At 68.5% G+C, this 12,507-nt stretch carries 10 protein-coding genes; 6 read left to right on the top strand and 4 right to left on the bottom strand.

The annotated features are described in order from the left end of the window. From BLT45_RS16620 to glk, 3 genes are all read right to left on the bottom strand, one after another. Positions 1-657 (bottom strand): bifunctional 4-hydroxy-2-oxoglutarate aldolase/2-dehydro-3-deoxy-phosphogluconate aldolase, encoded by a 657-nt coding sequence (locus tag BLT45_RS16620; RefSeq protein ID WP_093303205.1) that lies wholly within the window; start codon positions 655-657, stop codon positions 1-3. A gap of 31 nt (positions 658-688) precedes the next feature. Further along, on the bottom strand, positions 689-2,599 hold the full coding sequence (edd, locus tag BLT45_RS16615) for a phosphogluconate dehydratase (RefSeq protein ID WP_093303201.1): 1,911 nt from the start codon (positions 2,597-2,599) through the stop codon (positions 689-691). 232 nt (positions 2,600-2,831) lie between these two features. After that, positions 2,832-3,839: a glucokinase gene (gene glk, locus BLT45_RS16610; protein WP_093303197.1), complete on the bottom strand. Its 1,008-nt coding sequence runs from the start codon at positions 3,837-3,839 to the stop codon at positions 2,832-2,834. Between the two features lie 432 nt (positions 3,840-4,271). Here glk and ugpC point away from each other — a divergent pair, with 432 nt between their 5' ends. Then, positions 4,272-5,354 carry an ABC transporter ATP-binding protein gene (gene ugpC, locus BLT45_RS16605; RefSeq protein ID WP_093303194.1) on the top strand — a complete coding sequence of 361 codons (1,083 nt, stop codon included), beginning with the start codon at positions 4,272-4,274 and terminating at the stop codon, positions 5,352-5,354. 48 nt (positions 5,355-5,402) lie between these two features. Here the strand turns inward: ugpC and BLT45_RS16600 are convergent, their stop codons facing one another. Further along, positions 5,403-6,605, bottom strand: a complete 1,203-nt coding sequence (locus BLT45_RS16600; protein ID WP_093303190.1) for an amino acid aminotransferase — start codon at positions 6,603-6,605, stop codon at positions 5,403-5,405. 278 nt (positions 6,606-6,883) lie between these two features. Here BLT45_RS16600 and smc point away from each other — a divergent pair, with 278 nt between their 5' ends. The 5 genes from smc (at position 6,884) to BLT45_RS16575 (ending at position 12,502) form a co-directional block, all read left to right on the top strand. Beyond that, positions 6,884-10,387 carry a chromosome segregation protein SMC gene (gene smc / locus BLT45_RS16595; RefSeq protein ID WP_093303186.1) on the top strand — a complete coding sequence of 1,168 codons (3,504 nt, stop codon included), beginning with the start codon at positions 6,884-6,886 and terminating at the stop codon, positions 10,385-10,387. Positions 10,388-10,421: 34 nt separating this feature from the next. After that, on the top strand, positions 10,422-11,156 hold the full coding sequence (gene zipA, locus BLT45_RS16590) for a cell division protein ZipA (RefSeq protein ID WP_093303181.1): 735 nt from the start codon (positions 10,422-10,424) through the stop codon (positions 11,154-11,156). Positions 11,157-11,249: 93 nt separating this feature from the next. After that, complete coding sequence (locus BLT45_RS16585; protein WP_139188044.1) at positions 11,250-11,609, top strand: hypothetical protein; 360 nt, start codon at positions 11,250-11,252, stop codon at positions 11,607-11,609. Between the two features lie 122 nt (positions 11,610-11,731). Beyond that, positions 11,732-12,079 (top strand): DUF2200 domain-containing protein, encoded by a 348-nt coding sequence (locus BLT45_RS16580; RefSeq protein WP_093303175.1) that lies wholly within the window; start codon positions 11,732-11,734, stop codon positions 12,077-12,079. A gap of 36 nt (positions 12,080-12,115) precedes the next feature. Further along, entirely contained in the window at positions 12,116-12,502 is a 387-nt protein-coding gene (locus BLT45_RS16575) for a type II toxin-antitoxin system PemK/MazF family toxin (RefSeq protein WP_093303172.1), read from the top strand. Positions 12,503-12,507: the final 5 nt, after the last annotated feature.

The following is a 12,507-nucleotide window of genomic DNA, read 5'->3' as shown; positions in this document are numbered from 1 at the left end:
TCAGCCGCGCACGCCCTTGACGATAGCGGCGGCCTTGGCCGAACTGGCGGTGACCTTGTCCCACTCGCCGTTGTCCAGCCAGCCCTTCGGCACCATCCACGAACCGCCGATGCAGACCACGTTCGGCTGCGACAGGTAGTCGGCCGCGGTGTCTTCGGTGATGCCGCCGGTGGGGCAGATCTTCAACTCCGACAGCGGACCGGCCAGGCCCTTGAGCATGGCCAGGCCGCCGACGGCGGTGGCGGGAAACAGCTTGCAGACGCGGAAACCGCGCGCCATCAACGCCAGCAATTCGGTCGGTGTGGCGGCGCCGGGCACCACCGGAATGTCGGCGGCGGCCAGTGCGTCGGCCAGCGCCGGCGGCGTACCGGGCGTGACCAGGAAGTCGGCACCGGCATCGATGGATTGCTTCATCTGCTCCGTGGTCAGCACCGTGCCGGCGCCGATCACGATGTCCGGCAGTTCCTTCTTCAGCATCGCCAACGCCTCCATCGCCACCGGCGTGCGCAGCGTCAGTTCGATCGCTGGCAGGCCGCCCTTGAGCAGCGCCTCCGACACGCGACGTGCTTCATCCAGCGTGTGCACGGTGACGACCGGCAGGATGCCGGCGGCGTGGAGGAGGGTGGCGGCTTTCTGCTGGCGGGCTTCGATGGTCATGGTGTGTGCAGTCGGTGGAGGATGACGACGCTCAGGCGTCCTTGGCTTCGTGCGGGGCTTCGGCCGCCAGCGCGGTGTCGCCGAGTTCGTATTCCGCGTCGTACTCCCAGGTGCCGTCGTGGAACGGCAGGCCGCAGGAGATGGACATGCCGCCGCGATCGGCGGCGGTGACGACATCGCGGTTCACGGCGAACAGGTTGCGACCGAGGTCGAGCCCGGCCGGCGTGGTGTTGGGCGCCAGTTCGCGCGCGGCCCACTCGTCGGCGTCGACGAGCGCTTCCAATGTCCCGGCCTCGGCATCCAGGCGCAGGATGTCGCCTTCGCGCAGCTTCGCGAGCGGGCCACCCCGCGCGGCTTCCGGGGTCAGGTGGATGGCGGCGGGAATCTTGCCGGAGGCGCCGGACAGGCGACCGTCGGTGACCAGTGCGACACGGCGGCCCTGGTTCTGCAGCAGGCCCAGCAAGGGCGCGAGCGAATGCAGTTCCGGCATGCCGTTGGCGCGCGGTCCCTGGTAGCGGACGACGGCGACGAAATCCTGCGGTAGCGCGCCGGCGGCGTGCAGCTTGTTGAGCGCGCGCGGATCGTCGACGACGACGGCGGGCGCTTCGATGAAACGGTACTCCGGCTTCACCGCCGAGGTCTTGATCAGCGAGCGGCCGAGGTTGCCGCGCAGCAGGCGCAGGCCGCCCTGCGCTTCGAACGCGCGTGCCACCGGGCGCACCACGTCTTCATCTGCGCTCTGGGCGATGCCCGGCGCGTAGGCGAGGCCACCGTCCTGCAGGCGCGGCTCGTCGCAGAACGCGCGCATGCCGCCCGGCACGATCGTCGGCAGGTCGTGCATGAGGCCCGCATCGAGCAGTTCGCGGAACACGAACTGGGTACCGCCGGCGGCAGCGAAACGGTTCACGTCGGCTTCGCCGTTGGGATACACGCGCGCCAGCAGCGGCACGGTCTGGGCGATCACATCCATGTCGTCCCACGTCAGCACCACGCCCGCCGAGCGCGCGACGGCGATCCAGTGGATCGTGTGGTTGGTGGAACCACCGGTGGCCATCAGCGCGGCCATCGCGTTGACGATGGCGCGCTCGTCGATGAGGCGGCCGATCGGACGATAGTCATCGCCCAGCGCCGTGATGCGCAGGGCGCGGTCCGCGGCCGCACGCGTCAGCACGTCGCGCAGAGGCTGGTCGGGATTGACGAAAGAGGTGCCCGGCAGTTGCAGGCCCATCGCTTCCAGCAGCACCTGGTTGGAATTCGCCGTGCCGTAGAACGTGCAGGTGCCGGCGGCGTGGTAGCTCGCGGCTTCGGCCTCCAGCAGTTCCTCGCGCGTCGCCTGGCCGGCCGCATAGCGTTCGCGGACAGCGGCTTTTTCCTTGTTCGGAATGCCCGGCGTCATCGGACCGGCGGGGACGAACACGGCCGGTAGGTGGCCGAACGCCAGCGCGCCGATCAGCAGGCCGGGGACGATCTTGTCGCAGACGCCCAGGTACAGCGCGGAATCGAACATGTCGTGGCTGAGCGAGATCGCCGTGGCCTGCGCGATCACATCGCGCGAGAACAGCGAGAGCTCCATGCCGGGACGGCCCTGGGTCACGCCATCGCACATCGCCGGTACGCCGCCGGCGACCTGCGCGGTGGCACCGAGGTCGCGCGCCACCTGGCGGATGATTTCCGGGTAATGCTCGAACGGCTGGTGCGCCGACAGCATGTCGTTGTAGGCGTTGATGATGCCGAGGTTGGGCGTGGCATCCGCGCGCAGGCGACCCTTGTCGGTCGGACCGCACGCGGCGAACGCGTGTGCGAGGTTGCCGCAGCTCAGGCGCTCGCGCTGCGGACCTCCGCGGTGCGCGGCGTCGATGCCGTCCAGATAGGCGCGGCGCAACGGGGCGCTGCGCTGGCGGATGCGTTCGGTGACTTCCTGGATGCGGGGGTGCAGGCTCATGGGCGTAGGGCTAGGCTGCAGACGTGGGAATTCTGCATGGCGTGGCGGAAAAGGTCGTGAGAAGCGCGCCGCACCCGGGGCTCCACGTGCGGAGCGGCAGGACGGAGGAAGACGGCGACGGCATGCTGCTTTCTACCGCCTTTGACGCAGGCGCGAAAGCGACCAAAGCCAGACCAGTCTTGGTGCGCGCCGCGGCATCGTGCTGCGATGCAGCGCGCAAATGCGCGAAACCTCAGGCGCGCGCGGGTTGTCCCGGGCCGAACAGTTCCACCGCGTACGCCGCCGCACCCAGCAGGCCGGGACGCGGATGCACGTTCGCCAACGTGGGCACGCGACCCATCGCCGGCGAGAATCGGCCTTTGTGTTCGAAGCGCTGGCGGAAGCCGGAATGCTGCAGCGAAGGCAGCAGCTTGGGCACCAGTCCGCCGGTGAGGAACACGCCGTCCCAGGCGCCGGTGGTGAGCACAAGGTCGCCCGCGATCGCACCGAATACGGCGCAGAACACGTCCAGCGTGCGCACGCAGCGCGGATCGCCGGCCGCGGCGCGCGCGGTGACGTCCTTCGGTTCCAGCGGACCACCCGGATCCTCGCCCGCGATCTCGCTGAGCGCGCGGTACAGATTGACCAGGCCGGGGCCACAGATCAGGCGTTCGTTCGACACGCGGCCGAACTGCGCGGACAGGATTTCGAGGATGCGGATTTCTTCCGGCGTGCCGGGCGGGAAGCTGACGTGTCCGCCTTCGGTTTCCAGCGGATACGCGCGGCCATCGCGGATCACCAGCGCGGCCACGCCCAGGCCGGTGCCGGGACCGATGACGGCGTACGTGCGCGGCACCGACAACGGTGCCGGCGCCCAGCGCGCACCGCCGATGGCGACCACGTCGCGCGGCGTCAACAGCGACACCGCCATCGCCTGCGCGGCGAAATCATTGACCAGCTTCAGGCCCTGGAAACCGAGCGCCTGGCGCGTGCGGTTCACCGAGATGACCCACGGGTGGTTGGTGATGCGGGCCTCATCGCCATCGACGCGGCCGGCGACGGCGAATACACCGTTCTGCGCGGTGGCGCCGGTCTCGTCGAGGTAGTGCTGCGCGGCATCGGCGAGCGACGGAAAATCGGCCACCACGAACTCGCGCACGCTGTCGTCGAGCAACGGCACGACGGCATTCGGATCCGCCAGCGCGAAGCGCGCATTGGTGCCGCCGATGTCGGCGAGGAGGACGCGATCAGCGTGGCTCATGCGGGAAACATCCTGTTCGCTGCAGTGTGGCTTCCGAAACTGATCCGCTGCATTCGCCTGGTCGATCCTGTATTGCCGTGGAGAGGCCACGTCGCGTGGGCGGCGCATGATAGCGCGCACCTGCGCCGCGGGGATGCCGTGGCGCGTGCGTATGCGCCATGCGTATACGTATGCGCGATTCCGGCATACGCCGGTGCGGGGGCGAACGTGCGGGGCGAAGGAGAACGCATGGGCGGCTGGACGTACGGGGGGACTTCAGGACATCGGCGCCGAGGCCGCTTGCGCTGTGAAAACGGTTACATGGCAGAATAGCGCAACTTCCCCGCCCACGGAACGGGAAGCGAACGCGTCGCCTGCGAGGGCGGCGGCTGCGACCGGGAGGGGCCCGGCGGCGGCAACCCAGCAGACGGGCGATGCCCGACCGGAGCAGTAATGGCCAGTGTCCAACTCGACCGCGTGCGCAAGGTGTACGACAACGGCCAAGTGGCCGTGCACGGGGCCAGTTTCGAGATCGCCGACGGCGAGCTCATGGTGCTGGTGGGGCCGTCCGGCTGCGGCAAGTCCACGCTGCTGCGGATGATTGCCGGCCTGGAGGACATCACCGACGGCAACCTGCTGATCGGCGGTCGCCGGGTCAACGACATGGCGCCCAAGGATCGCGACATCGCGATGGTGTTCCAGAGCTATGCGCTGTACCCGCACATGACGGTGGCGGAGAACCTTGCGTTCGGCCTGAAGTTGCGGGGCGTGCCGCGCGCCGACATCGACCGCCGCGTCAATGCCGCGGCCGAGACGCTGGGCATGACCCACATGCTGGGCAAGCTGCCGCGTGAGATGTCCGGCGGACAACGCCAGCGCGTGGCGTTGGGGCGCGCCCTGGTGCGCGAGCCCTCCGTGTTCCTGTTGGACGAGCCGTTGTCCAACCTCGACGCCAAACTGCGCCATTCCGTGCGCACCGAGATCGGCCGCCTGCATCGCCAGCTCGGCGCGACGATGGTCTATGTGACCCATGACCAGGTCGAGGCGATGACGCTGGGCCAGCGCATCGTGGTGTTGAAGGACGGCGAGATCCAGCAGATCGATACGCCGATGGCGCTGTACGAGCGGCCGGCGAACCTGTTCGTCGCCGGCTTCCTGGGCAGCCCGGCGATGAACATCGTGCAGGGCACGCTGCGGCAGGAAGACGGCCTGCGCCTGGTGCTCGACGACGGCGCAACCCTGCCGCTGCCTTCGACGGTGGTCGCCGATGCCTGGCTCGGCCGGCGGGTGGCGATGGGGCTGCGTCCGGAACACCTGCAGCCGGCGGGCATCGGCAAGCCGGCGTTCGAGGCGCAGGTCGAATTGATCGAGCCGGTGGGCAACGAGGTGTTCGTCAATCTGTCCTACGCCGGCCATGCGCTGGTCGCGCGCATGCCGCCGCAGCATCTACCCGAACCGGGCCATGTGCTGCGGGTGACCGTCGAGAACGCCGTGCCGCATTTCTTCGACCCGGACAGCGGGTTGCGGCTGACATGAAAAAAGGGAGGCCGAGGCCTCCCTTTTCCGTTGCGAGGACGTCTTCCGTCAGCCGCGGCTGACGGTGTGGACAGCCTGTGCCACGTAGTCCAGGTTCTGCTGGTTCAACGCCGCCACGCAGATGCGGCCGGTGCCAACGGCGTAGATGCCGAACTCGTCGCGCAGGCGATCCACCTGCGGCTTGCCCAGGCCGGAGTACGAGAACATGCCCGCCTGCTGCTGGATGAAGGCGAACTCCGGCGCGCCGAGCCTGGCCAGCTTGTCGACCAGGCCGGCGCGCAGGGCGTGGATGCGCTCGCGCATGCTGCCCAGTTCGATTTCCCACAGCGCACGCAGCTCGGGGCTGGCCAGCACGCCGGCCACCAACGCGGCGCCGTGCGTGGAGGGGCTGGAGTAGATCGTGCGGATGATGCGCTTGACCTGCGACTGCACCGCCTTGGCGGCGGTGGCGTCCGGGGCGACCACGGACAGCGCGCCGACGCGTTCGCCGTACAGCGAGAACGACTTGGAGTACGAGTTGGCGACCACGAAGCTGTCGATGCCGGCCTCGGCGATGATCCGCACGGCCGCGCCATCCTCGGCGATGCCCTTGTCGAAGCCTTGGTAGGCCATGTCGATGAAGGGGAACAGCCCGCGCTCCTTCAGCACGCCCGCCACCTGCTTCCACTGCTCGACCGTCAGGTCGGCGCCGGTGGGGTTATGGCAGCACGCATGCAACAGCACGACGGTGCCGGGCGTGAGCTTGCCAAGATCGGCGAGCAGGCCGGCGAAGTCCAGGCCGTGGCTGGCGGCGTCGAAATAGGTGTAGTCGACGATGTCGAAGCCGGCCGCACCGAAGACTGCGCGGTGGTTTTCCCAACTGGGGTTGCTGATCGCCACGGTGGCGTGCGGCAGCAGCTTCTTCAGCAGGTCCGCGCCGACGCGCAGCGCACCGCTGCCGCCGACGGTCTGGGTGGTGGCCACGCGGCCGGCGGCCACGAGGGCCGACTCCTTGCCGAACACCAGCTCACGGGTCGCGGCGTCGTACGCGGCCAGGCCGTCGATCGGCAGGTAGCCGCGCGGTTTGGCGGCGGCGGCCAGCGCCTGTTCCACCTGGCGCACGCAGTCGAGCAGGGGAATGCGGCCCTGTTCGTCGTAGTAGATGCCGACGCCCAGGTTGACCTTCTGGGTACGGGAATCGGCGTTGAAAGCCTCGGTCAGCCCCAGGATGGGGTCGCCGGGCACCAGTTCGACGGATGAAAAAAGAGACACGGAATGTGGGCCGTTGCTGTGGGAGAGGGGGAGGGGTGGAGCGGCCTGCGATGCTAACAGGCGCGGGGGTTTCCCGTACTTTGCGGCAGGGGCGGCGTACGGCGTCGGGAGGCCCGGGCACAGCGTGGCGGGGGCCGCTATACTCATCGGTTGGTGCGCCGTTGGGTGCATCGGATTGCCATACAAATCAATAGATTGGCGATCAAAGCTGATCCCATTACACACTTGCGGCAGCGCGCCGGCCCGGTCCGGTCGCGGTGCCCGGAAGACACCGCCGCATGCGCCTTTCCACCATCAAGCTGTCCGGTTTCAAGTCCTTCGTCGACCCCACCGTGCTCCACCTGCCGACCAACATGACCGGCGTGGTCGGGCCGAATGGCTGCGGCAAGTCGAACATCATCGACGCCGTGCGCTGGGTGATGGGCGAGAGCTCGGCCAGCCGCCTTCGCGGCGACTCGCTGACCGACGTGATCTTTTCCGGAAGCTCCGCGCGCAAGCCCGTCAGCCAGGCGACGGTGGAACTGATCTTCGACAACAGCGACCACGCCATCAGCGGCGAGTTCGCTGCGTTCAACGAAATCTCGGTCAAGCGCCAGGTCAGCCGCGACGGCCAGAGCAACTACTACCTCAACGGCACCAAGTGCCGCCGTCGCGACATCACGGACCTGTTCCTCGGCACCGGCCTGGGCCCGCGCAGCTACTCGATCATCGAGCAGGGCATGATCAGCCAGATCATCGAGGCCCGCCCGGAAGACCTGCGCGTGTACCTGGAAGAGGCCGCCGGCATCTCCAAGTACAAGGAGCGCCGCAAGGAAACCGAGACCCGCATCCGCCATACCCGCGAGAACCTGGACCGCCTCAACGACCTGCGCGAAGAGATCGGCAAGCAGCTCGAGCACCTCAAGCGCCAGGCCAAGCAGGCCGAGCAGTACAAGGCCCTGCAGGAAGAGCGCCGGGTGAAGGATGCCGAGTGGAAGGCGCTGGAGTACCGCGGCCTCGACGGCAAGCTGCAGGGGCTGCGCGAGAAGCTGGGCCAGGAAGAGACCAAGCTGCAGCAGCTGATCGCCGAACAACGCGAGGCCGAGCGCCTGCTGGAAACCGACCGCGTGCGTCGCGAGGAAGCCGCCGACGGCCTCAACAAGGCGCAGGGCGAGGTCTATCAGGTCGGCAGCACGCTGGCCCGCGTCGAACAGCAGATCCAGCACCAGCGCGAACTGGCCGAACGCCTGAAGAAGGCGCGCGACGAAGCCCACAACGCCCTGCAGGAGCTCGGCCAGCACATCAGCGGCGACGAGACGCGCCTGAACGTACTGCGCGACTCCGTGGCCGACGCCGAGCCGCAGCTGGAGCAGCTGCGCGAGGAAGACCTCATGCGCCAGGACGCCCTGCGCGAGGCGGAAACCGCGCTGGCCGACTGGCAGCAGCGCTGGGAAACCCATAGCCGCGAGACCGCCGAGGCCTCGCGCGCCGGTGACGTCGAGCGCACCCGCGTCGACTACCTCGACCGCCAGGCCTTCGAAGCCGAGCGCCGTCGCGAGGCGCTGGCCGGTGAACGCATCGGGCTGGACCTGGACGCGCTGGCGAGCGCGTTCGAACAGCTGCAGCTGCAGCACGACACCCAGAAGGAATCGCTGGAGACGCTGACCGAACAGGTCGAGGCGCGCAAGCAGGGCGCCACCGACGTGCAGGAACAGCAGCGCGGCACGCAGACCGAGCTGTCCGACGTGCGCAAGCGCGCGCAGGAAGCCCGCGGCCGCCTGTCCTCGCTGGAGACGCTGCAGCACGCGGCGCTTGGCCAGGAGCAGGGCGCGGCGATGAGCTGGCTGCAGGCGCGCGGCCTGGACAGTGCGGCGCGCGTGGGCGAGAAGCTCACGGTCGAGCCGGGCTGGGAGAACGCCGTGGAAGGCGCGCTGGGCCAGCTGATCGAAGGCGTGCTGGTCGATGCGCCCGAGTCCCTGGTCGACGCATTGGGCGAACTCGGCGAAGGCCGCATCGCGCTGGTGTCGGATGAGGCGGGCGAGGTCGCCTTCGCGCCCACTTCGCTCGCCGCCAAGGTGCAGGGCCCGGCCGCCATCCGCCGGCTGCTGGCCCGCCTGCATGTCGCCGACGACCTGGCCGAGGCGCGTCGCCTGCAGGTGCAGTTGCCCGAAGGCGATTCGGTCATCACCCGCAACGGCGAGCGGCTGGGCAGTGGTTGGGTGCGCGTGCTGCGCTCCGGCGCGGCCAAGCAGGGCGCGTTGCTGCGCGAGCGCGAGATCCAGTCGCTGCGCGGCGAAATCGAAACGTTGCAGGCGCGCGAAGCCGAACTGGAAGAGCGTCTGGCCAGCCTGCGCGACCAGCTGCTGGCCGCCGAGCAGCAGCGCGAGGACGCCCAGCGCACGCTGTACGTCGCCCACCGCGGCGTGTCCGAACTGGCCGGCCAGCTGCAGAGCCAGCAGGGCCGCGTGGACGCCACCCGCACCCGCATCGAACGCATCGACGGCGAGATCGCCCAGCTCGTCGAGACCCTGGACGCCAGCCGCGAGCAGGCGCGCGAAGCCCGCACCAAGCTGGAAGACGCCGTCGACCGCATGGGCGATCTGGAATCCGCCCGCCAGGCACTGGAGAGCGAGCGGCGCGAACGCGTCGACGCCCGGGACCAGGCCCGCGAAGCCGCCCGCACCTCGCGCGACACCGCCCACGCCCTGGCGCTGACGCTGGAGTCGCAGCGCGCCCAGATCGTCTCGCTGAGCCAGGCCCTGGACCGCATGGGCGGCCAGCGCGGCCAGCTGGATTCGCGCCTGGAAGAACTCACCCTGCAGTTGAACGAAGGCGATTCGCCGGTGCAGGAACTGGATGCCCAGCGCCAGGCCGCGCTGGAGCACCGCGTCACCGCCGACCGCCAGCTGGCCGAGGCGCGCGCGCTGCTGGACGGCATCGACAACGAGCTGCGCCAGTACGAACAGACCCGCCAGCAGCGCGACGAGCAGGCATTGGCCCAGCGCGAGCGCATCTCGCAGCGCAAGCTGGACCAGCAGGCGCTCGCGCTGAAGGCCGAGCAGCTGTCCGAGGCGGTGGTAGCCGGGGGCTTCGTGCTGGAAGACGTGGTCAACACGCTGCCGGAGGTCGCCGACATCCGCGAGTGGGAGCAGGCCGTCACCCAGATCGATGGCCGCATGCGCCGCCTGGAGCCGGTCAACCTGGCCGCTATCCACGAGTACGGCGAAGCCAGCCAGCGCTCCGAGTATCTGGAAGCCCAGAACGCCGACCTCACCAGCGCGCTGGATACGCTGGAAGAGGCCATCCGCAAGATCGACCGCGAGACCCGCGGCCGCTTCAAGGACACCTTCGACCGCGTCAACGCCGGCGTGCAGCAGCTGTATCCGCGCCTGTTCGGCGGCGGCCACGCCTACCTGGAACTGACCGGCGAGGACCTGCTGGACACCGGCGTGTCCATCATGGCGCGCCCGCCGGGCAAGCGGGTGTCCAACATCTCGCTGCTGTCCGGCGGCGAGAAGGCGATGACCGCGGTGGCCTTGGTGTTCGCCATCTTCCAGCTCAATCCCGCGCCGTTCTGCCTGCTGGACGAGGTGGACGCGCCGCTGGACGAGGCCAACGTGGGCCGCTTCACCACCATGGTGAAGGAGATGAGCGAGAAGGTGCAGTTCCTGTTCGTGTCCCACAACAAGGCCACGATGGAAGCCGCACACCAGCTCAGTGGCGTTACCATGCGGGAACCCGGTGTCAGCCGCCTGGTGTCGGTGGACCTGGAAGAGGCCGCCCGCCTGGCTGGCGCCGCCTGACCCTGATCGATCCCAACCTGCCGGAGAATCCCCTGTGTCCGACATGGCCATGCTTCGTATCGGAATCCTCGTCGCCGGCGTCCTGCTGCTGGCGGCGATCTTCCTGTTCGGACGTCCCAAGAAGCCCAGCCAGGGCCGCCGCATCGAAACCACCGAGCGCGATACCGCGCGCGTCGAACCGAGCATCGCCGGCGACGACACCAGCGAGCAGGTGCAGGACTACAGCGGCGAACGCGTCAGCCAGCCGCAGCTCGGCCTGGCCGGCGGTACGCCGGTCGCCGGGGTGGACAGCGACCTGGGCAAGCGTCCCAGCCAGGACTTCGACAAGATCGTCTCGCTCTACGTCGCGGCCAAGGCCGGGCACGTGCTGCGCGGCGAGGACATCGTGGTCGCCGCCGAGAAGACCGGCCTGACCTTCGGCCACATGAACGTGTTCCACCGCCTGGTGGAAGGCCACCCGGAACGCGGCCCGGTCTTCAGCATGGCCAACATCATGCAGCCGGGCAGCTTCGACATGGCCCACATCCGCGAGCTGGAAACCCCGGCCATCGCGTTCTTCCTGACCCTGCCGGCGCCGATGACCGCGCTGGAGGCCTGGGAGAAGATGCTGCCCAACGTCGAGCGCATGGCCGAACTGCTGGGCGGCGTGGTCCTCGACGACAGCCGCAACACCCTCGGCCGCCAGCGCATCCAGCACATCCGCGAAGAACTGCGCGCCTACGACCGCCAGCACGAAGCACCGCCGCTGACGAAGGCGCCGCGGTGGTGAGTCCGGCTGGTCTTGGCTGACGCACCGCACACGCCAGTCTTGCGACGTGTCGGCGATGCCCGCCACGTCCTCACGTTCGCCACGATTCTTTTCGTGGCCCTGTTCGCCGTCGGTGTTGTCGAGGGATTCCTGCGCGCGGGCAACGGCGTCACGGCGCTAGGCGCTTGGTCTGCATGGATCGGTTATTTCGCGCAGCTGATCGTCTCAACGCTGGTTTTCCTTTGCATGACCTTGCGACGGCCCACGAACGCGTTCCGGAGCGCTGTGCTGGCACTGATGGTGGAGCAGGCGATGGGTTTGTGCGTGGCGCTGGTGCTGGTATGGATGTGGCCGTGGTTCGGCGCGCCTGACATGGTGCTTGCCGCGTTGGGGTTCGCGGTGACCTTCGCCGGCATGATGCTGGGCATCGCGTGGGGCATCCACGTGACAGGTCGGAATTCCGATCTGCCGTAGGCCGGGTTGAAGCGAAGCGTAAACCCAGCGCTTTTGCCTGGAGTTCATGGATGCTGGGTTTACGCTGCGCTTCAACCCAGCCTACGAAAGCGCACGTACACGTTTCTAAGGGAGTCGAGCAGATGACCACCCACCGCATCTTCACCGCGTCCTTCGCCAGCGTGTATCCGCTCTACGTGCAGAAGGCCGAGCGCAAGGGGCGCACGAAGGCGGAGGTCGACGAGGTCATCGGCTGGCTGACGGGATACGACGCGGCCGGGCTGGCGCGGCAGATCGAGGCGAAGACGGATTTCCAGACCTTCTTCGCCGAAGCCCCTGGACTGCATCCCCACGCATCGCTGATCACCGGCGTGGTCTGCGGCGTGCGGGTCGAAGAGGTTGAAGATCCGTTGATGCAGAAGATCCGCTACCTCGACAAGTTGGTGGACGAGTTGGCGAAGGGGAAGGCAATGGCAAAGATCCTGCGCTGACATCGTATTGGGATGTGGCGGCTTTACCATTGCCCCATGGACAGAGAACTCGAGACGCCCGTTGCAACGTGCTCCATTCGGCGCGGCGACATCTTCTGGGTAGAAGCCGACGCGTCCCGCGGATCGGTGCCCGGCGTGCCGCATCCGCATCTTGTCGTGCAGGACGATGTCTTCAATCAGTCCCGCATCGGGACAGTCGTGGTCTGCGCGCTCAGCTCTAACCTCCATCGTGCCTCCGAGCCGGGCGTGGTCCTGCTGGATGCCGGCGAGGGCGGGCTGACCCGGCAGAGCGTGGTGATCGCGTCGCAGATATCGTCGCTCTACAAGCACCGCCTGCAGGACCACATCGGCCGCCTCAGCGAGGCGCGCGTCGATCAGGTCGTGGCCGCGCTCCGGTTCCTGCAAGCCTCCTATCACCGCTGATCCCC

This window comes from Pseudoxanthomonas sp. CF385 (genome assembly GCF_900104255.1).
In the GTDB taxonomy this organism is placed as follows: domain Bacteria; phylum Pseudomonadota; class Gammaproteobacteria; order Xanthomonadales; family Xanthomonadaceae; genus Pseudoxanthomonas_A.
This window is presented reverse-complemented; position numbering and strand designations above follow the sequence as displayed.

Bases quoted from the DNA above. Each gene is read 5' to 3' on its own strand.
- edd (WP_093303201.1), bottom strand. From the start codon at position 2,599: ATGAGCCTGCACCCCCGCATCCAGGAAGTCACCGAACGCATCCGCCAG.
- BLT45_RS16575 (WP_093303172.1), top strand. From the start codon at position 12,116: ATGGACAGAGAACTCGAGACGCCCGTTGCAACGTGCTCCATTCGGCGC.
- BLT45_RS16620 (WP_093303205.1), bottom strand. From the start codon at position 657: ATGACCATCGAAGCCCGCCAGCAGAAAGCCGCCACCCTCCTCCACGCC.
- smc (WP_093303186.1), top strand. From the start codon at position 6,884: ATGCGCCTTTCCACCATCAAGCTGTCCGGTTTCAAGTCCTTCGTCGAC.
- glk (WP_093303197.1), bottom strand. From the start codon at position 3,839: ATGAGCCACGCTGATCGCGTCCTCCTCGCCGACATCGGCGGCACCAAT.
- ugpC (WP_093303194.1), top strand. From the start codon at position 4,272: ATGGCCAGTGTCCAACTCGACCGCGTGCGCAAGGTGTACGACAACGGC.
- BLT45_RS16580 (WP_093303175.1), top strand. From the start codon at position 11,732: ATGACCACCCACCGCATCTTCACCGCGTCCTTCGCCAGCGTGTATCCG.